Origin of the sequence: Phytomonospora endophytica (genome assembly GCF_014202425.1) — a bacterium.
Lineage (GTDB): Bacteria > Actinomycetota > Actinomycetes > Mycobacteriales > Micromonosporaceae > Phytomonospora > Phytomonospora endophytica.
Window position 1 is genome coordinate 185351 of the sequence record NZ_JACHGT010000002.1, and the last position, 17560, is coordinate 202910.

Consider the following 17560-nt stretch of genomic DNA (forward strand, 5'->3'; position numbering starts at 1 on the left):
AGTCATGTGTCTCAAATCCCGTGGGGTGAGCGGGTTGGTTAGGCGATCGTCTTCGCGAGGGTCTCGACCTTGGCGCGCAGCTCCTCGGGGAGCGGGGCGTAACCGATCTTGGTGAGCTCGGCCTGGCCCGCGGTGCTGGCGGTGTAGGTCAGGAAGGACTTGATGAGAGCGGCCTTGTCGCCGTTGCCGGCGGTGCAGACGATCTCGTAGGTCGCCAGGACGATCGGGTACGCGCCGGCTTCCTTGGTCTCGAAGTCGAGTTCGAGCTTGATGTCCTGGTCCGTGCCGACGGCCTTGGCACCGGTCAGGGCCTTGGAGGCCGACTCGGGGGTCAGCTCGACGAACTCGTCGGCGCCGTTGGCGACCTTGGCCTTGTTCAGGCCCAGGCTGTCGGCGTAGGAGAGCTCGACGTAGGTGATGGCACCCGCGGTGTCCTTGATCGCGCCCGCGACGCCGTCGGAGCCCTTCTGGCCGACGCCACCGTCGAGCGGCCACTGCTTGGCGTGCTCGTTGGTCCAGATGTCGGGGGCGACGGTGTTGAGGTAGTTGGTGAAGTTGTCCGTCGTGCCCGACTCGTCGGAGCGGTGCACGGCCTGGATCGGGGTGCTCGGGAGCTTCGCGTCGGGGTTGTCGGCCTTGATGGCCGCGTCGTCCCACTTGGTGATCTTGTTGGCGAAGATGCCGGCGATCGTGGCGGGCTTCAGCTGGAGGTTGTCGACGCCCTCGACGTTGTAGGCGATCGCGACGGGGCCGACCACCATGGGCAGGTGGGCGGGAGCACCGCTGGCGCAGCGCTGCGTGGCGCCGGGCAGCTGGTCGTCCTTGAGGACCGAGTCGGAGCCCGCGAAGTCGGCCGTGCCGGCGATGAAGGCCTCGATGCCGGCGCCCGAACCCGAGGGGTTGTAGTTGATCGTCGACCCGGCGCACTTGGCCTGGTAGGCGGCGATCCACGCCTCGATGGCGTTCTTCTGGGCGCTGGAGCCCTGGACGTTGAGCGTCCCCTGCGCGCAGTCGCCGGTCGGCGCCTGCGCCCCGTTGTTGCCCGCGCCGTCCGTGTTGTCCGAACCGCACGCCGCCATCGCGAGCGTGGCGGACACGACGAGGCCGGCGATCGCGCCGTGCCGAAGCAGCTTCACGTGAGTCGTTCCCTTCCAAGAACTCATCAGGCCGGACGACCCGTGGGGGACGAGTCCGGGGTTGACTTCATCAACCGATCCAGAAGCTAAGCGCGGCAGGTAGCGGGCGACCGGGCAGTTGGTGAACAGACGGTGAACAAGCCAGCATGCTGCTGATTTGTTACCTAAGCCCTCGCGATTCTGCGACTAAGATGCCGATTCGCCCCAATTCCGATGACGACCGTTTACGCACCGAATAAGCGTTTCGGAGGGGGTTCGCGGCCCCTGCGCTACGACAGCCCGGACATCCGCAGCGTGATGTTGACGCGGCCCGAGAGGTCGAGATGCCCCGGCGCCGTGCCCGGCAGTGTGCGCGGGACTCCGTGGAAGGCGAGGCGTGACCGTCCGCCGAAGACGAACAGGTCGCCCGACTCCAGGAGCACTTCCGCCCACGGCCGGTTGCGGTTCTCGGTGCCGCCGAGGCGGAAGACGCAGGTGTCGCCGATGCTCAGCGACACCACCGGGGCCGGGCTGATCTCTTCCTTGTCCTGGTGCATGCCGAGGCGGGCGGCGTGGTCGTAGTAGTTGACGACGGCGATGTCGGGCTCGTAGGCGGCGGCGAGCTTCGGGGCGCCGTAGGCGACGGCGACGGCATCGCGGCCGAGTTCGGCGAGCCAGGCGGGCAGGGCCTTGACGGGCGTGCCGTCGTGGGAGACGCGGGTGTAGCGGTACGGCGACCAGTACCAGCCGAGGCAGACGGTGCGGATCGACATCTTGCGGCCGCCCGACAGGACCGTCTGGCGCATACCGGCCGGGGGCCTTGACCACTCGCGCGCGGCGTCGAGGATCTCGCGCTGCCGGGCGGGCGCGAGCCAGTCGGGGACGTGGACCGCGCCGGGTGCGACCTCGGCGCGGGCGCGCGGAAGCGGGAGGGTCACCCGTTCACTATCGCACGGGTGTTCGCACGGCGGTCGTGTCACACCGGGACGCGACGATCTTCCGATGGACACGCACACCCGGCCGCTGCGCGACGAGGCCGACCTGAGGGCCCTCCTCGCGACGACCCTCGACCTCCTCGACCCCGCGAGCGGCGGGATCCCGTACCGACTCGTCGGAACGGCCGCGGCCCTGCTCCAGGGGGTCGTGCTCCCGGCGGGCGACATCGACGTCCTCTTCGCCGCCCGCGAAGGCGTGGACGCCTTCGCGGCCGCGTTCGCCGACCGGGAGGCCCGGCAGCCGCCGGTGTGGCTCCCCGAGGCCGGTCAGTACTTCGCCGAGTTCGTGCTGGACGGCGTGCGCGTCAGCGCGAGCACGGTCGAGCACCCGGACGGTTCCGTGTTCCTCGAATCCGGCGGCAAGGGGGCGTGGCGGCACTACGTGGACGTGCGATGCGGGAGCCGGGTGGTGCCTGCGGTGCGACTGGAGCTGCGGCTGGTGACCGAGCTGGTGCGCGACCGGCCCGACCGGCGGGCGCCGATCCTCGCGCACCTGGTGCGGCATGGCGCCGACGTGCCCCTGCTGGAGCGCGCGCTGGCGGCGGCGGGCGTGCCGGAGGGCCGGTCGAGGGAAGTCCTGGCGCGCGTGCGCCGAAGCCGGCCCCTCACTCCTGAGCGGCCGCGATCACCGCGGTGAGCGTGTCGACCGCCTCGGCCCGCGCGGCCCGGATCGCGTCGCGCAGCTCCGCGGCGACCTCCTCGCGGGTTCCGGCGGCGAAGACGTCGTTGCGCAGGAAGACCACGCCGGTAAGGCGCCCCGCGATGTCGACGGTGACCCGGCACAGTTCGCCGGCCGAGACCGCGTCGAAGGTCCGGCCGCGCTGCTCCTCGATGATCGCCGCGATCTCGGCGGGCACCTCATGGCTCATCGTTGCCCCCTCAGGCGGCGTTCGGCGTCGGCGACCGCCTCGGCGTACTCGACCATCCCGTCCGACCGGGAGGTCTCGGCGGCGTCCCAGGCCTTGACGATCGCCTCGGCGAGGCCTCGCGTGCCGGCCCTGGCGGCGCCGACGGTGAACTCCAGCTCGGCGGGGTCGCCGCTGTAGTCCATGACGACGCGAACCAGACCGTCCTTGTCCTTGCCCTCGTAGCGCGCCTCCTCAAGCCCGGCGACGGCCGCGCCGAGCAGCTCCCGCTCGCGCTCCATCGCCGCGAGTTCGGCGCTGGTGGGCATGGCGTCGAGGATCCTCCGGGTCTCCTCGTGCGCCGGGTCGGGCGGCAGGGAGTCGAGCATCTCGCGCGCGAGCCGGAGCCTGTCGTCCTGGTCCTCGGGCAGTTCGGGCATCTCGAAGGGGCGTTGCTCCATGGTCAGACCACCGATTCCCGGTAGAGGTCGGACGGGTCGAAAGGCCGTCCGCGGTAGGCCTTGTCGAGCGCGCCGAAGCCGTGCGCGGAGGCGTAGTCGAGTTCGGGCACGGTTATCGGGATCGGCTGGAGCCAGGCCACCGGCCCGGCCGAGGTGTGCAGGACAGTGAAGGCGTCGCCCCACATGCCCGGTATCGCCAGCAGCGCGTGGGGCGTGGTGCAGCCGGGGTAGTACATCCCGACGGCATCGGTGTGCACCTGGTCGGGGAAGGCCTGGCCGATGTCCATGATGTTGAAGGCGACCGTCGCGACGACCCGGTCGAAGCCCGAGACGCTCGCGCGCACCCCTGCGACGAGTTCCATGCGCAGTTCCGGGTCGCGCAGGGCGCGCTGCGACAGCCCGATCGTGGCGAAGGTGCGGGCGTCGCCGACGGGGTGCCCCTCGTAGCGGACGATGTCGACCCGCTTGCCCTTCGACGCGTCCCAGTGCGCGGTGACGTCGTGGGGCGCGCGCGAACCGAGCGCCTGCGCGGTGGCGTCGGCGACCTCGACGAGGACGGGCGGGGGTGGCTGCACGATGCGGTGCTCCTTGGTCGCCTACGGGATGGTGGGCATGGGCGGGTAGTCGTAGTGGCCGAGGTAGTCGCGCACCCACAGGTTCGTGGTCATCGGGCCCTCGTTGACGCCGGAGCGGTTGGTCGGGCGGCTCTCCAGGCGGTACGGAACGCTGTTGTGGCGCGCGTTGACGTCGGCCCTGCGGCGCCCCCACAATCGGGCCGCCTCCTCGTGCCGGATGGACTCGTGCCCGGTGGGGTGCCCGACGTCGAAGGGGTTCGCGGGGTTCCGGCGGGGCATGCCGGTGCTGTCCACGTGACCGATGACGCTGCCGTCGTGCGCGTCGCGGAGGGTGCCCGGCGGGTTCTGCGGCGTGTTGCGCACCGAGTCGCGCATCGTCTGGGCGCGGAAACCGCCGGGGCGCTGCGCCGGGTCGGCGGCGACCGTCACGTTCGTCGGCCGCCGGGAGGTGTCGCCGCCGAGCACGGCGGTGACCCGTTTGAGCAGCAGGCCCAGCGAGTGCATGCGGGCGGCGCAGGACAGGTCCTGGAAGATGAGCTCCAGCAACTCGTACTGAAGCTGCCCGGTGTAGGTCGCCACGCCGAGTTCGAGGCGGGCCAGCTCGGCGGCGTAGGCCGCCTGCCCGGCCGGGGGCGGCGTGGCCGCCATCGCGTTCAGCCTGGCCATCTGGATGGGGCTGATCTGTGCCCGGCCGCCCTGGGTGAGGTACAGCTGGAGGCGCGCCTGGTTCTCGGTGCGGACCATCTGCATCCGCAGCCCCTCCATCAGCGGGCCGTGCTCGCCGAGGGTCGTGGTGGCGTCCTTGAGCCGCCGTTCGGCGTCCTCGATGTTCTCGCCGACGATCTTCGAGCGGGCCTGCAGGCCGGCGTAGTCGCGGCCCTTCCAGGAGGGTTCCAGACCGCTCACGGTGGTCAGGTAGTTCTGCCGGAGCGTGATCATGGTGGTGTGGGCGGTGTTGATGTCGCCGGAGTGCTCCTTGAACTCCGCCGGTTTCCCGGCCTTGGCGGTATCGAAGGTGAGCGGCACTCGCCTACCTCTGCAGTCCGGAGCCGGCGCGCTGGATCAGGGCCTGGTTGCGCGCGTCGGCGGCGTCCCACGCGGTCGCGCAGCCGGTCATCTTGGTGGCGTGGGTGGACATGACCTTCTCGATGGCGGTGGCGGCGGCGACGACCTGCTCGGCGAAGTTGGTCACGGCGGCGGCGGTGTAGTACCCGCGATTGGCGGTACCGGCCTCACCGGCGCCCTTCTGGACGGGGGCGCCGATCCCGGCGGCACGCGGGGCGAGCGCCGCGATCTTGGTGGCGGCGGACTTGATTTTGGCGGTGTCGACGAGCACTGGAGCGGTCAAGGGGCACCCGCTTTCCTTCGGGGGCAAGGAAACCCGAGATTAGCAACGTCGGGCAAGACGCCTGGGGGCCGCGAACCGGGACGGGTGAGCGGCGTCAAGGAAACGCGCCCACCCGCCGATGCGGGTGGGCGCGTCACGTCTCGCGAGCCGCGACTACATGCCTTCGCCGCTGCTCGGCGTGGTGCCGGTGGCCTGGACGCCGCCGCTGCACGTGGCGCCGTCTTCGACCGAGGCCTTGAGGCGCAGGATCTCGATGAACTCGTTGATCCTGGCGTCGTCGGCGCTGTCGACCTTCAGCTGGAAGCCCCAGGCCTGGAGGGAGATGGGCGCGTCGAGGCCCGGGTACGGGCTCATCAGCGTGTAGTCCTTGCCCTCGACGCGGGTCGCGAGCTTGGCGACCTGGTCGGCGGGCAGGTCGGGGCGGTAGGTGATCCAGACCGCACCGTGCTCAAGGCTGTGCACGGCGTGCTCGTCGGGGATCTGCTGGGTGTAGACGATGCCGTTGCAGGTCTCCCAGGCTCCGTTGTGGTTGCCCCCGACCGGCGGCGTCTGGCCGTAGGTCTGGTCGCCGTCGACGTGGTCGCGGCCCAGGTCGGTGCTCGCCCGGAAGTTGGTCACCCCGCTGATGGCCTCGGCGCGGTCGGTCATGCTGCGGCTCTTGTCCCAGGCGGTGAACCCGATGTACCCGAGCAGCGCCAGGACCACGACCCCGACCACCCCGTACAGCGCGACCATGCCCCAGTTCGGGCCCGCTTTGGGCACCACGATGGGGGTGCGCTTCCTCGTGGCGCCGGCACCCTTGGTGCCCGCGCCGGAGCGGGTTCCCGTCTGGGATCCGCGGCCCTTCTTGCCCATGCTCCTACGCCTCCTAAGTACGAAGGCGAATAGTACTAAGACGCGGGGCCGCTTGGCCAGGTCGGTGTGAATGATTCTCAGTCGGCCGGCGGCCGGAGCGAGTCGACGCTCACACCCCGGTCCAGGTGCGCTGGACCTCGGCGAGCACGCCCGTCTCCTCCAGCTCCAGGATCGTCTCGTTGAGGTCGTCGCGCAGGTCGGTCTCGATGTAGATCGAGGTCGCGAAGGCCACCGGGAAGAAGGGCTCGCCGACGCCCTCGACCAGGCGGTACTTCCCGGCCGACTGCGCGGCCAGGTACCGCAGGGAGGCGTCGTCGCCGAGGACGGCGGGCACGTCGCCGGCGTCGAGGGCGGCCAGGGCGGCGACCATGTCGGCCTGTGGGGCCTGGGTGACGCCCCAGTCGGCGGCGTAAGCGGACATGATGCCCGTCCACGGGCGGTCGCCGGGGGTGGCCACGGCCTTGCCCGACAGGTCGTCCGGTGCCTTCACGTCACTGTCGGCGCGGACCAGCATCGACGCGTGCGTGCGCAGGTAGGGGCTGGTGTAGTCGAGGACGTCGCGGGTGGCGGCGTCGACGATGCGGCCACCGGCGATGATCTCGCACTTGGCGTCGTCGAAGGGCTTGTCGGTGCCGATCCAGTCGGCGCCGATGGTGATGTAGTTCGGTTCGAGGCCGATCTTGTCGGTCACCCGCGCGAGCACGTCGACGTCCAGGCCGCTCGGCTGCTGGTCGGCGCCGGTCTGGGCGTACATCGGGGTCGGCATGACGACGCAGATCGACAGCTTCCCGTCCCGCGACAGGCCGTACTCCTTGTCGGGGGTGTCGGTGCAGGCCGCCGAGGCAGCGGCGACCGCGAGCACCGTCGCGAGCGTTCCCGCCAGCCGGGCCGTCCTGTTCAGATGAGCCGCCATCGCCGTGCCTTCCCACCCTTTGGGGCGTCGTTCAGTCTCGACCTGAGCCTCAGCAGCCACACGCTGCCGGTGACCACTATGCCGGTAAGCACGGCGGTGGCCACGGGCGCCCATCCCGCATGCGCGGGCAGGGGGCGGAAGGCGTCGTCGTCGCTGTCGCACGCCGACAGGGGCCGCCCCGGCCCCGGCGCCACGCAGGCGGTGGCGACGAGGTGCTCTCCGCCGTCGCCGACGCGCCCGGTGACGGTCAGGACGCGGCGTTCGCCGGGGGCGAGCGCGACGAGCCAGGTGACCTGCCCGGGCTCGACGGTGTGGGAGCCCTCGGCGGTGGTGAGGCGCACTCCGCGCGGGAGGGCCTGGGAGACGACGACGTCGTCGTAGCGGGCGGGGCTGTCGTTGCCGACGGTGAGCGTGTAGGTGACCGGCTCGCCTTCGGCGAGGCGGGCGACGCCGTTGTCGACGTCGACGACGAGTTTCGGGGCGATGGTGGCGCCGAGTTCGGCGGCGTCGACCACCGAGGGATCGGGGCCCGGTTCGGGTCGGGGCTCGACGCCGTGCGCGAGCGCGCCGGCGGAGAGCAGCGGGAGAAGGAATGTGAACGGATGCATGATCCCCCCGGACCATGGCGGGTGGACCAGGTGAGTCCACGCGGTATCTGGGTCGCGGCACCACTGGGTTAACGAGCGGTGCGGCCCGGGGGTTATGTGGGTTCGTTGATGACGTGGTCGCGGGCGGTGAGGCGGCGGACGGCCCCGGGCGGCCGGATGGCGAGGAGCGGGAAGATCAGGACCGACAGCATCGCCGCGCCGACCAGCGCCGATTCGGTCGCCGCGGAGATCCGGCCGGTGGCGACGCCGATGCCGGCGACGACCACGACGAGGGGCAGCTGCGTCGAGGCGAGCAGCGACAGGGTCGTGCGTTCGGCCTTGTCGAAGTCCTTGCGCAGGATCACGAAGGTGACCACGCCGCGGATGAGCAGGAACATCGCCAGGATCGCCGGGAGGGCGAGCAGCGCGCCGGGGCTGTCGAGGAGGGCCTTGAGGTCGTAGCCGATGCCGGTGGTGACGAAGAAGAAGGGCACGAGGAACCCGAAGCCGACGGCGTCGAGCTTGGAGGCGACGAGTTCGGCCTCCTCCTCTTCGATGGTGGAGATGAGCAGGCGGATGACGACGCCGGCGACGAAGCCGCCGAGGACGATGTCGAGGCCGAGCTCGTAGGAGATCCAGATCATCAGCACGACCATGAGCATCGCCAGGCGGACGGCGAACTGGACGCTCGTGCCGAGGGTCGCCGACAGCAGCCGCCCGACGCGTTCGGAGCGCGGCCGCATGGCCGCCCAGGCGGCGATGATGGCGAGGACGACGAAGCCGGCGCGCACCCAGGCCGGATGGTCCTCGGTGCTGGTCGTGCCGAACAGGACGGTGATGGCGATCATCGGCGCGAACTCGCCGACGGCGCCGATGGCCATGATGTGCGCGCCGACCTTGGTGGGGAGCATCCCGGCGTCGCGGATCATCGGCAGGATCGTGCCGAGGGCGGTGGTGCAGACGGCGACGCCGACGATGAGGCCGACGTCGAGGTCGCGGGTGACGGCGGTCGACACGCCGAGGGCGGCGACGATGCCGATGAGCCAGCCGGCGCCGCCGAGGACGAGCGGGCGGCCTTTGATCCGGCCGAACTCGATCTCGTAGCCGGCCAGGAAGAACAGCATGGCCAGGCCGAGGTCGTGGAAGCGGTTGGTGACGTCGTTCTCGGCGACCAGCGCGGAGACCGAGGGCCCGAGCAGGATGCCGAGCACGATCTCCAGGACCGTCGACGGGATGGGCACCCAGCGGGCGATCCGGTCCGACAGCAGCGGCGCGAACACGGCCGCGGCGAAGATCAGCGTGAGCCCGAAAAACGCATCGGCGTCAGAAATGTCCGTCACTGGGACAGGGTAGGAGGGCCGGGCCGCCGCCGACCGCCTAAAGCCCGCGTGTCGACGGACGTGAACGCCATTCCCTGAATTTCGACACTTCGGAACGCAAGTGTCGATAAGCGGTGACAGTGGACAATGACTTGCGGGAACACGACGTCAGGGAGGGCGACGCATGGGTGCAGGACACGACCACGGCGCGAAGAGCCTCGGTGAGGCGCATCGGGGGCGGTTGCTCTGGGCCTTCGCCATCACCGCCGGCTTCATGCTGCTCGAACTCGCCGGGGGCATCGTCTCCGGTTCGCTGGCGCTGATCTCCGACGCCGGGCACATGTTCACCGACGCCCTCGGCATCGGCATGGCCCTCGCGGCGATCTTCGCGATCCGGCGCGCCGACGGCCGCCCGCACCGGACCTTCGGCCTCTACCGGCTGGAGGTGCTGGCGGCGCTGGCCAACGCGGCGCTGCTGTTCGGCGTGGCGGTGTGGGTGCTGGTGGAGTCGGTCCGGCGGGTCGGCGAACCGCCCGAGGTCCGCACGGGCCTGATGCTCGCCATCGCGGTGGCCGGCCTGATCGCCAACATCATCTGCTTCCTGCTGCTCCAGCAGGGCGCCAAGGAGTCCATCAACGTCCGGGGCGCCTACCTGGAGGTCCTCGGTGACCTGCTCGGTTCGGTCGGCGTCATCGGGGCCGCGCTGATCATCGAGTTCACCGGCTGGTGGTACGCCGACCCGATCATGGCGATCGCGGTGGGCGTGTTCATCCTCCCGCGGACCTGGCGGCTTGGCCGCGACGCGCTGCGGATCCTGCTCCAGTCGGCGCCGAAGGGCATGGACCTCGACGCCGTCACCCGCACCCTCAACGAGGTGCCGGGCGTCGAGGACGTCCACGACCTGCACGTCTGGACCCTCACCTCGGGCATGGACGTCGCCTCGGTCCACCTGTCCATCAACGCCGGCGCCGACCTCGGCGACGTGCTCGGCGAGGCCCGCGAGGCGCTGCACGAGCACTACGGCATCGACCACGCCACCCTCCAGGTCGAACCCGCCGGAAGCAGCAAGGCCTGCGAGTCGCTGTCCTGGTGACGGACACGTGAAACGGCCCCCGGGTTTCCCCCGGGGGCCGTTTCCGTACGCGGACTAGGCCGCCTGGCCGGCGACCTCGCGCTGCCGGGCCTCGATGGCCTCGCGCAGGCTGTTCTCGGCCTCGGTGTCGAGCGAGGTGTGCATGAGCTTGCCGCCGTACTGGCCGAGCTCGTTGAGGACCTTGTCCTCCGTCGCGCTCCGCACCAGCACCACCAGCGCCGCCCCACCGTTCTGGAGCTCGGTGCCCAGCTGCTTCATGAAGTTGTCGTCGATGCCGGTGTCGGTCATCGCGCCGCCGGCCGCGCCGGCCGCCGCGCCCACCGCCATGCCGAGCAGCGGCGCGAAGAAGAGCAGGCCGATCAGCCCGCCCCACAAGACACCGCCGGTCGCGCCGATCGCGGTGTTCGAGCCGGTCTGGCGCAACTTGACCTTGCCGTCGCCCCGCCGCTCGACGACGACCGCGTCCTCTAGCTTGATCAGCTCACCTTTCTGCATCTCGATGAGCTTGCCGAGCACCGTCTGCGCGGTCTCCGGATCCGGGTACGCCACCGCAACGAGATAGCTCACTGGACTTCCCTTCCCTTCTGGAGTTCGGTTGTCGCCGAGCCCATCCTGCCCCATACGCGTAATTCACGCATGTCATCCCGATAGAAGGTGATTTAGGCGAAAATGACGCAATGACCAGGATCACCCGCGTTCTGTCGTCGCTAGTCTTCGCCTCGGCCGTCCTGCTGCTCGGCGGCTGCACCGCCGGCGCCTTCGACCCCAAGAACGCCCAGGAACCCGCCGACGGACTCACCCTCCAGGAGAACTACCAGCAGGTCGTCGAGAAGGTGCTCCCCTCGGTCGTCGAGATCACCACCGCCGAGGGCCTGGGCTCCGGGATCATCTACGACGACGCCGGGCACGTCGTCACCAACGCCCACGTCGTCGGCTCCGCCACGACCTTCGAGGTCACGCCCGCCGTCGGCGGCGACACCCTCGAAGCGACCCTCGTGGCCAGCTACCCCGCCGAGGACATCGCCGTCATCCAGGTGCGCGGCGACCTCCCCGGCAGCCCCGCGACCTTCGCCGACTCCACCCAGCTCAAGGTCGGCCAGATCGTCCTGGCCATGGGCAACCCCCTCGGCCTCACCGGCAGCGTCAGCCAGGGCATCGTCTCGGCCGTCGGCCGCACCGAGACCGAACGCCGCACCGCCGACTCCCCCGGCGCGACCCTCGCCGACATGATCCAGACGACCGCCGCGATCAACCCCGGCAACAGCGGCGGGGCGCTCGCCGACCTCGCCGGCAACGTCGTCGGCATCCCCACCCTCGCGGCGACCGGCGCGCAGGACGGCGCCGCCGCCCCGGGCATCGGTTTCGCGATCTCGGCGAGCACCGCCACCCGCATCGCCGACCAGCTGATCGCCGACGGGAAGGTCGTCGACTCCGACCGGGCCGCGCTCGGCGTGACCGTCCGCGGGGTCATCGACTCGCAGTCGCGCGCACTCGGCGTCGGGGTCGTCGCCGTCAACGCCGGGGGCCCGGCGGCGACGGCCGGAATCCAGCCCGGCGACATCATCACGGCCATTGACGGCACTCCCATTCCGACCGTCACCGAGCTCAATGTCCTCCTCGCTTCGAAAAAGCCCGGGGATCAGGTCACGGTGACCATTACCCGCGCCGATTCGAACATGGACGTCCCCGTCACACTCGGTGAGTTGTAAGGCCCCGGGCCGCCCGCGCCGGGCCACCCGGGGAAGCTCCGGAAGAGGGGGTGTTTCCCCAGGTGGCGCCCTTGAATCGGACCGCCGGACAGACGACCTCGGATCGGCCGAACAGATGGTAATCGGGCGGTCGTGCGCCTGCGCGCGGAAGGGTTAGCGAGGTCACATTCCCGCGGTGTCACCAAATGGCCGAACACCGCGTGATGATGGGTGGCGCGGCGATGCGGCCGCCCTTTCTCCCACCCGGCACTACCTTTCTAGGAACACCCGTTGAGCATCCCCATGCCCGCATTCGCGGCCGCTCCCGCACGCCCCCACAACGCCTCCGGCACCTCCGGCACCTTCCATGGATGGCGCATGGTCGGCTATGCCGCCGTGCTCCTCGCGCTGACCGCGCCCGGCCAGACCGCCGCCGTCTCGGTCTTCATCGACCCCATGCTCGCCGGGCTCGGGATCTCTCGCTCCACCGTGTCGATCGCCTACATGCTCGGCACGCTCAGCGGTGCCGTCGCGATGCCGTTCATCGGGAAGCTCGTCGACCGGCACGGCTCGCGCCGGGCCATCACCGTGATCGCCGTGCTGCTCGGCGCGGTCCTGGTCGCGATGGCCGCGGTCGGTGAGATCTTCGGCCTGACCGCCGGTTTCATCGGGATCCGCATGCTCGGCCAGGGCGCGCTCGGCCTGGCCGCCACGACCATCGCCTCGCACTGGTTCGACCGCCGCCGCGGCATCGCCACCGGCGTCGTGTCGGCCTTCGGGCTGGCCGGCATCTGCCTGGCCCCGATCGGCCTGGAGCGGCTGATCTCGGCCACGAACTGGCAGACCGCATGGCTCGTGCAGGGTGTCGCGGTGTGGGCGATCGCGATCCCGATCGCGGTCTTCGGCCTGCGCAACCGGCCCGCCGACGTCGGCCAGTTCGTCGACGGCGAGGCCCCGACCGTCGACACCCTCCGCGACCAGGGCGGCATGACCCGCGCGGAGGCCATGCGCACCCCGTACTTCTGGGTGCTCTGCGCGGCCGTCGGCGTCACGGCGCTGCTCACGACCGCGATCGCCTTCCACCAGATCGACCTGCTGGCCGCGCGCGGCCTGTCGGCCGCCGACGCCGCCGGGAACTTCCTGCCGCAGACGGTCGCGGGCACGCTCGTCGCGCTGGGCGCCGGGATGATCCTCGACAAGGCCAGCCCGCGCCTGCTCATCGCGGTGACCGTCGGCCTGCTCGCCGTGGGCATGCTGTGGGCCGCGGTCGTCACGCCGGGCCTGTCGGCGATCGGTTTCGGGCTCGTCCTCGGCGCGGCCGGCTACCTGATCTCCCCGGTCGGCGACGGCCTGGCGCCGCGTCTGTTCGGCGTGCGGCACATCGGCGCGATCCGCGGGACGATGGCCGCGATCAGCGTCGCCAGCAGCGCCTTCGGGCCGCTGATGTTCACGCTGCTGCACGACGCGGGCGGCTCCTACACGCTGCCGCTGGTGGTCTCGGCGGCGCTGCCGATGGCCGTCGGCGTCGCCGCCTACGCGATCCGGCTCCCGGAGCCGTCGCGGACGGTGCCCGAGGCGCAGTTCGTCGGCACGCACGGGATCGGCACGACGTGCTGCGTCGACGGTGACGGCGAGCAGGCTGTACTCAACCTGCGCCCGGTCTCGCGGACCCGCCCGGTCAGTTCCCGCGCGCAGACCCGCCCGTGGGCACGCCGGATGGCGAAGTCGGCGTGCGCGCACGAGCAGCGCCGGGAGCAGCCGGCGGAGGTCTAGGCCTCGCGCTTCAGCGAAAAGGGGATGTCGCACCGATCGGTGCGACATCCCCTTACGCCTTCGTCCCTGTTCTCGGTGCCGTCTCCCGTTTCGCGCCCCACGCGCGAGAGGAGGACGATCGACGTCTCCGGCGTCACGATCGCGGTCTGGGGGAAAGTCCAGGCGATCGCTCCGCCGGCCCGTCAGGCCGCCGAGAGCGTACGGGCCGGGTCGTCTCGTTGTTCCACTTCGCGCGCGCTGGTCCGGGTAGTGGCACGCGTGCGCCTCGTAGTCGCGATGGCGGCCGGGACGGCCTCCGGGTTGTGACGCAAGAACCGGTTCGACGCCTCCCACGCGTCGCCGATCTGTCCGTCCCAGCAGAGCCAGGAGTGGCACGGCCAGGCCTGGCCGCACTCGGTGCACTTCTTCTCGCCCAGTCGCGGCGTGTGCCGCTTCCACCAGCGGACCTGAACGGTCCACAGCCCGGGGCAGATGACCCCCACCGGGGCGTCCTCCGGCGGCGGATTGTTCAAGTCGAACGGGCTCCTCACGTTCCCCACCCTTCGTGATGATCACGATCCACGATTGCCGCGGCTCGCATTTTGGGGTTCCCACCGTTGTGATGTTCTAGAGTGGAGAATTGCAGATGCAGGTTGTCTCTGCAACCGGGATCAGCGATTCGGGGACAAGATTTTTTGTATCCAGGCTGGCGGGTCACTCGGATGGCCGACCCAGGGAGGTGTGAGATGGCAGGAGAATCGAACGCGCGGGGACCGGTGGGGTCCACCGATGAAGTCGGGAACGCGCCAGGAGGCGAAGAGTTGGTACCAGGGGCGAAGTCGCGAGGGGCGAATCCGACGGTGCGCAGACGCAGTCTCGGCGCGCGTCTGCGCGACATCCGGGAAAAGGCCGGTGTCACCGCCGACGAGGCGGCCATGGCGCTCGACGTCCACTCGTCGACCATCTACCGGATCGAGCGCGGCAAGGTCGGCATCAAGCCGCGCGACGTCAAGACGCTGCTGAACAGGTACGGGATCGACGACGAGGAGCAGCTCGGCGAGCTGGAGGGCCTGGCCCGGGAGGGCCGCCAGCGCGGGTGGTGGGCGAAGTACTCCGACACGATCTCGCCTCCGTACGCGACCTACATCGGCCTGGAGTCCGAGGCCAACTACCTCTACATATACGACGCCATCATCATCAACGGCCTCCTGCAGACCCGCGAGTACGCCGAAAGTTCCTTCAAGTTCGCTCCGGCGGGTGACCCCAAGCAGATCGGGACGCGCATCCAGCTGCGGATGGACCGGCAGGAGCGCCTGCGGCTGCTCAAGGAGGGCGCGGAGCTGCGCGACCAGTCCGACGACGAGCCGACCGGCCAGTCGCGGCCCCTGCAGTTGTGGGCGGTCATCGACGAGGCGGCCCTGCGCCGGATGATCGGCGGCAAGGAGGTGATGGAGCAGCAGCTGTCGCACCTGATCGAGATCGCGCAGTACGACGGCGTGACCTTGCAGGTGCTGCCCTTCGACGGCGGCGCCTATCCGGGGATGCTCGGCACCTTCACGATCCTGCGTTTCGCCGGCGCCGATCCCGACGTCGTCTACATCGAGGGCAAGACGGGCGACGTGTACGAGGAGACCGAGGAGCAGGTGCGGCCCTACTGGCAGATCTTCGATTCACTGCGGGCGGCGGCGCTGAGCCCGGTGGACACCCTGGAGAGGCTGCGGCAGCGGCTTCGCGACGTCAAGGACGGCGTGAGCGACGTCTGAGCGGTTCGCTTTTTGGACACGGACGTGGGGCCCGGCCACCGGAACCGGTGGCCGGGCCCCACGTCACTCGTCACATGCGGTCGGTACGAAGATCGGCGATCAGACGGTGCCATTCGGCGAATCCGACGCTCAGCGTCGGCCCGCTCTTGTCCTTCGTATCGCGCACCTCGACGGAGGTCGCGTCGAGTCGGGCCTCGACGCACGCACCTTCGTGACCGGAGTAAGAGCTCTTATGCCATTGCCTCGTCAGCATTGCTCCCACCTTTCTAGAACCTTGGGCTAGGGTGTCGGCCGCTGCGGCGAACGCCAGCGGTCAACGGTGTTGTGGAATTGCGGATATCTGTCACTGTCAGACAGGCGACAGGGCCGGGGACGGTGTTCCACGGGATCCTGTTGTAGTTTCCGCAATCGCGATCGTCCCGCAAATGCCGGTGTGCATGACGGACAGGGTGTGCGACGTCGTCGCCTTCCATTCGATCGGCGGCTAACGGATTACGCCTGCTGGAAGGAGTGCGCGATCGCCCGTCGACGCTCGCGACCCGCCTCCGAACAGGCCGACTGCCAGCTTTGTTGTTGCGCGTAGGTCAGGTTATGCGCTGCGCGTGCGGTTTTCGCCCGACATTCACCGGATCGAGTTGTCGGGAACCGGTCAGATCGCACAAGTACGTCTCAGCGGTGATCATCCGGTCACGCTCCAACACGTTCTAGGTCGTTACGTACCCAACGCGTAGCGGAACGTATCGGCAGGTGGGCGGATGATGCGGGAGCGTGAATAACTGAAAGGCCCGGATGCTGTTCCGGGCCTTTCACTGCACAGGTTCACGAGCGGTGCTCTCGTGCGTTCAGTCGGTGAGGATCAGTTCCACCACCGGGACCTCGACGGCCGGCGCGACCGTCGGCAGCGACAGGGTGAGCGTGCCCTCCGGCAGGCCCTTCAGGTGGTTGTGGAAGGGGTTGGCGGGGTTGTACTCGACGCGCTTGACCTCGGAGTGGTCGTGCAGGAAGCGCGCGTAGGCGACCTTCCCGGCAAGGCCCGCCAGGTGCAGGTGCTTCATCGGCCACGACAGGATGTGCAGGTAGAGGCGGTTCCCGCGCTGCGTGTACCGGCAGTCGGCGGGCGGCACGAAGGAGCTGCGCCCGGCGCCGCGGATCGCCGGCTCATGCAGCCGCATCCACTCCCCCACGCCCGCGAGGGCGTCGCGGGCGCGCGGGTCGAACTCGCCCCGGCCGGTCGGGCCGACGTTGAGCAGCATGTTGCCGCCCTTGGAGACGGTGTCGAGCAGCATCCGCACGAGCATGCCCGGCGGCTTCCAGTCGAGGTTGTCGCGGTCGTAACCCCACGAGCCGTTGAGGGTCTGGCACGCCTCCCACGGGACGGCGCTGCCGGCGAACTCGTTCTCGTGCCCGGGCGGCTGGACCTGCTCGGGCGTGGTGAAGTCGGCCGTGTCGGGCCCCTGACCGATGCCGAGGCCGAGGCGGTTGTTGATGAGGATGTGCGGCTGAAGCTCCCGGCACATCGCCATCAGTTCGGCCGAGCGCCACTCCTTCGGGCCTTTGGCGTTGAAACCGCGGCCCTCGTAGGAGAAGTCGAACCACATCAGGTCGATCCGGCCGTAGTTGGTGAGCAGCTCGCGGACCTGACCGTGCAGGTAGTCGGCGTACGCGGTGACGTCGCGGCCCTCGGTGGCCTTGATGTAGTCGGCGTCGTCACGCTGCGGGTGGTACAGGTCGACCGGGAACTCGGGGTGATGCCAGTCGATGAGGGAGTAGTAGAACCCGACCTTGAAGCCGCGCGCCCGGAACGCCTCGACCATCGGGCCGATCAGGTCCCGGCCGTAGGGCGTGCTCGCGGCCTTGTAGTCGGTGAGCTCGCTGTCGAAGAGGCAGAAGCCGTCGTGGTGCTTGGTCGTGATGACGAAGTACCGCATCCCCGCGTTCCACGCGTCCTCGGCCCACTTCACCGGGTCGTGGAGGTCGGGGTCGAAGTGCTCGAAGTACGGCTCGTACTGCTCCTCGGTCAGCTTCTCCCGCGCACGGACCCACTCGTGGCGGGCCGCCGCGGCGTAGACGCCCCAGTGGACGAAGAGGCCGAAACGATCGGCGGTGAACCAGGCCGAGCGTTCTTCGAGAGAGGCGATCTCTGACATTGCCGGTTGCCCTCCAGTCGTGGTCCCCCGGAGGTGATCTTGCCGGACGGCGGCGGGCGGGGGAACCCGCCGCCGTCGGTCACGTCGGCGGCCCCGCGCGGGAA

The 17560-nt window shown here is 70.0% G+C and carries 19 protein-coding genes; 5 read left to right on the top strand and 14 right to left on the bottom strand.

Annotated features, from left to right (window positions below):
• Window positions 1-38: 38 nt before the first annotated feature.
• Together pstS and HNR73_RS04010 are read right to left on the bottom strand one after the other, a co-directional pair.
• A complete protein-coding gene (gene pstS / locus HNR73_RS04005) occupies window positions 39-1136 on the bottom strand; it encodes a phosphate ABC transporter substrate-binding protein PstS (protein ID WP_184785898.1) in 1098 nt (365 codons plus the stop codon).
• A gap of 269 nt (window positions 1137-1405) precedes the next feature.
• Window positions 1406-2053 (bottom strand): alpha-ketoglutarate-dependent dioxygenase AlkB family protein, encoded by a 648-nt coding sequence (locus tag HNR73_RS04010; RefSeq protein ID WP_203685919.1) that lies wholly within the window; start codon window positions 2051-2053, stop codon window positions 1406-1408.
• 64 nt (window positions 2054-2117) lie between these two features.
• On the opposite strand from HNR73_RS04010, the gene HNR73_RS04015 reads away from it, so the two are divergent.
• Window positions 2118-2747, top strand: a complete 630-nt coding sequence (locus tag HNR73_RS04015; protein WP_203685921.1) for a hypothetical protein — start codon at window positions 2118-2120, stop codon at window positions 2745-2747.
• On the opposite strand, the gene HNR73_RS04020 is transcribed toward HNR73_RS04015, so the two are convergent.
• The 9 genes from HNR73_RS04020 to HNR73_RS04060 all read right to left on the bottom strand — a co-directional run bounded on the left by HNR73_RS04020 (window position 2716) and on the right by HNR73_RS04060 (window position 9034).
• Window positions 2716-2979, bottom strand: a complete 264-nt coding sequence (locus HNR73_RS04020) for a hypothetical protein (RefSeq protein WP_184785901.1) — start codon at window positions 2977-2979, stop codon at window positions 2716-2718. The two genes, HNR73_RS04015 and HNR73_RS04020, sit on opposite strands and share 32 nt — an antisense overlap.
• Window positions 2976-3416 (bottom strand): hypothetical protein, encoded by a 441-nt coding sequence (locus HNR73_RS04025; RefSeq protein WP_184785902.1) that lies wholly within the window; start codon window positions 3414-3416, stop codon window positions 2976-2978. The genes HNR73_RS04020 and HNR73_RS04025 overlap by 4 nt, the downstream gene beginning before the upstream one ends.
• Before the next feature lie 2 nt (window positions 3417-3418).
• Window positions 3419-3991: a suppressor of fused domain protein gene (locus HNR73_RS04030; protein WP_184785903.1), complete on the bottom strand. Its 573-nt coding sequence runs from the start codon at window positions 3989-3991 to the stop codon at window positions 3419-3421.
• A gap of 21 nt (window positions 3992-4012) precedes the next feature.
• Window positions 4013-5017: a hypothetical protein gene (locus HNR73_RS04035; RefSeq protein ID WP_184785904.1), complete on the bottom strand. Its 1005-nt coding sequence runs from the start codon at window positions 5015-5017 to the stop codon at window positions 4013-4015.
• Between the two features lie 4 nt (window positions 5018-5021).
• On the bottom strand, window positions 5022-5339 hold the full coding sequence (locus tag HNR73_RS04040; protein WP_184785905.1) for a hypothetical protein: 318 nt from the start codon (window positions 5337-5339) through the stop codon (window positions 5022-5024).
• A gap of 153 nt (window positions 5340-5492) precedes the next feature.
• Window positions 5493-6194: a thioredoxin-like domain-containing protein gene (locus tag HNR73_RS04045; RefSeq protein ID WP_184785906.1), complete on the bottom strand. Its 702-nt coding sequence runs from the start codon at window positions 6192-6194 to the stop codon at window positions 5493-5495.
• Between the two features lie 109 nt (window positions 6195-6303).
• Window positions 6304-7107 (bottom strand): substrate-binding periplasmic protein, encoded by an 804-nt coding sequence (locus HNR73_RS04050; RefSeq protein ID WP_184785907.1) that lies wholly within the window; start codon window positions 7105-7107, stop codon window positions 6304-6306.
• Complete coding sequence (locus HNR73_RS04055; RefSeq protein WP_184785908.1) at window positions 7092-7715, bottom strand: DUF11 domain-containing protein; 624 nt, start codon at window positions 7713-7715, stop codon at window positions 7092-7094. Before HNR73_RS04055 ends, HNR73_RS04050 begins: the two co-directional genes overlap by 16 nt.
• A 92-nt stretch (window positions 7716-7807) precedes the next feature.
• Window positions 7808-9034 carry a cation:proton antiporter gene (locus HNR73_RS04060; RefSeq protein ID WP_203685922.1) on the bottom strand — a complete coding sequence of 409 codons (1227 nt, stop codon included), beginning with the start codon at window positions 9032-9034 and terminating at the stop codon, window positions 7808-7810.
• A gap of 163 nt (window positions 9035-9197) precedes the next feature.
• Here HNR73_RS04060 and HNR73_RS04065 point away from each other — a divergent pair, with 163 nt between their 5' ends.
• Window positions 9198-10106 carry a cation diffusion facilitator family transporter gene (locus HNR73_RS04065; RefSeq protein ID WP_184785909.1) on the top strand — a complete coding sequence of 303 codons (909 nt, stop codon included), beginning with the start codon at window positions 9198-9200 and terminating at the stop codon, window positions 10104-10106.
• 54 nt (window positions 10107-10160) lie between these two features.
• On the opposite strand, the gene HNR73_RS04070 is transcribed toward HNR73_RS04065, so the two are convergent.
• Window positions 10161-10673, bottom strand: coding sequence for a DUF1269 domain-containing protein (locus tag HNR73_RS04070; RefSeq protein WP_184785910.1), 513 nt, complete (start codon window positions 10671-10673; stop codon window positions 10161-10163).
• A gap of 110 nt (window positions 10674-10783) precedes the next feature.
• Here HNR73_RS04070 and HNR73_RS04075 point away from each other — a divergent pair, with 110 nt between their 5' ends.
• The 3 genes from HNR73_RS04075 (at window position 10784) to HNR73_RS04085 (ending at window position 15309) form a co-directional block, all read left to right on the top strand.
• The gene (locus tag HNR73_RS04075; RefSeq protein WP_184785911.1) at window positions 10784-11815 is read left to right on the top strand and encodes a S1C family serine protease; all 1032 of its coding nucleotides are present in this window, start codon (window positions 10784-10786) and stop codon (window positions 11813-11815) included.
• Between the two features lie 282 nt (window positions 11816-12097).
• Window positions 12098-13567 carry an MFS transporter gene (locus HNR73_RS04080; protein WP_221330713.1) on the top strand — a complete coding sequence of 490 codons (1470 nt, stop codon included), beginning with the start codon at window positions 12098-12100 and terminating at the stop codon, window positions 13565-13567.
• Window positions 13568-14406: 839 nt separating this feature from the next.
• Window positions 14407-15309 carry a helix-turn-helix domain-containing protein gene (locus HNR73_RS04085; RefSeq protein WP_184785913.1) on the top strand — a complete coding sequence of 301 codons (903 nt, stop codon included), beginning with the start codon at window positions 14407-14409 and terminating at the stop codon, window positions 15307-15309.
• 70 nt (window positions 15310-15379) lie between these two features.
• Here the strand turns inward: HNR73_RS04085 and HNR73_RS04090 are convergent, their stop codons facing one another.
• Complete coding sequence (locus HNR73_RS04090) at window positions 15380-15562, bottom strand: DUF397 domain-containing protein (protein ID WP_184785914.1); 183 nt, start codon at window positions 15560-15562, stop codon at window positions 15380-15382.
• 589 nt (window positions 15563-16151) lie between these two features.
• A complete protein-coding gene (locus HNR73_RS04095) occupies window positions 16152-17456 on the bottom strand; it encodes an alpha-L-fucosidase (protein WP_184785915.1) in 1305 nt (434 codons plus the stop codon).
• Window positions 17457-17560 lie beyond the last annotated feature (104 nt).

What these genes read in the sequence shown, in the direction of transcription:
- HNR73_RS04015 (WP_203685921.1), top strand. Translation starts at nt 2,118, where the DNA reads ATGGACACGCACACCCGGCCGCTGCGCGACGAGGCCGACCTGAGGGCC.
- HNR73_RS04020 (WP_184785901.1), bottom strand. Translation starts at nt 2,979, where the DNA reads ATGAGCCATGAGGTGCCCGCCGAGATCGCGGCGATCATCGAGGAGCAG.
- HNR73_RS04025 (WP_184785902.1), bottom strand. Translation starts at nt 3,416, where the DNA reads ATGGAGCAACGCCCCTTCGAGATGCCCGAACTGCCCGAGGACCAGGAC.
- HNR73_RS04045 (WP_184785906.1), bottom strand. Translation starts at nt 6,194, where the DNA reads ATGGGCAAGAAGGGCCGCGGATCCCAGACGGGAACCCGCTCCGGCGCG.
- HNR73_RS04050 (WP_184785907.1), bottom strand. Translation starts at nt 7,107, where the DNA reads ATGGCGGCTCATCTGAACAGGACGGCCCGGCTGGCGGGAACGCTCGCG.
- HNR73_RS04055 (WP_184785908.1), bottom strand. Translation starts at nt 7,715, where the DNA reads ATGCATCCGTTCACATTCCTTCTCCCGCTGCTCTCCGCCGGCGCGCTC.
- HNR73_RS04065 (WP_184785909.1), top strand. Translation starts at nt 9,198, where the DNA reads ATGGGTGCAGGACACGACCACGGCGCGAAGAGCCTCGGTGAGGCGCAT.
- HNR73_RS04075 (WP_184785911.1), top strand. Translation starts at nt 10,784, where the DNA reads ATGACCAGGATCACCCGCGTTCTGTCGTCGCTAGTCTTCGCCTCGGCC.
- HNR73_RS04080 (WP_221330713.1), top strand. Translation starts at nt 12,098, where the DNA reads ATGCCCGCATTCGCGGCCGCTCCCGCACGCCCCCACAACGCCTCCGGC.
- HNR73_RS04090 (WP_184785914.1), bottom strand. Translation starts at nt 15,562, where the DNA reads ATGCTGACGAGGCAATGGCATAAGAGCTCTTACTCCGGTCACGAAGGT.
- HNR73_RS04095 (WP_184785915.1), bottom strand. Translation starts at nt 17,456, where the DNA reads ATGTCAGAGATCGCCTCTCTCGAAGAACGCTCGGCCTGGTTCACCGCC.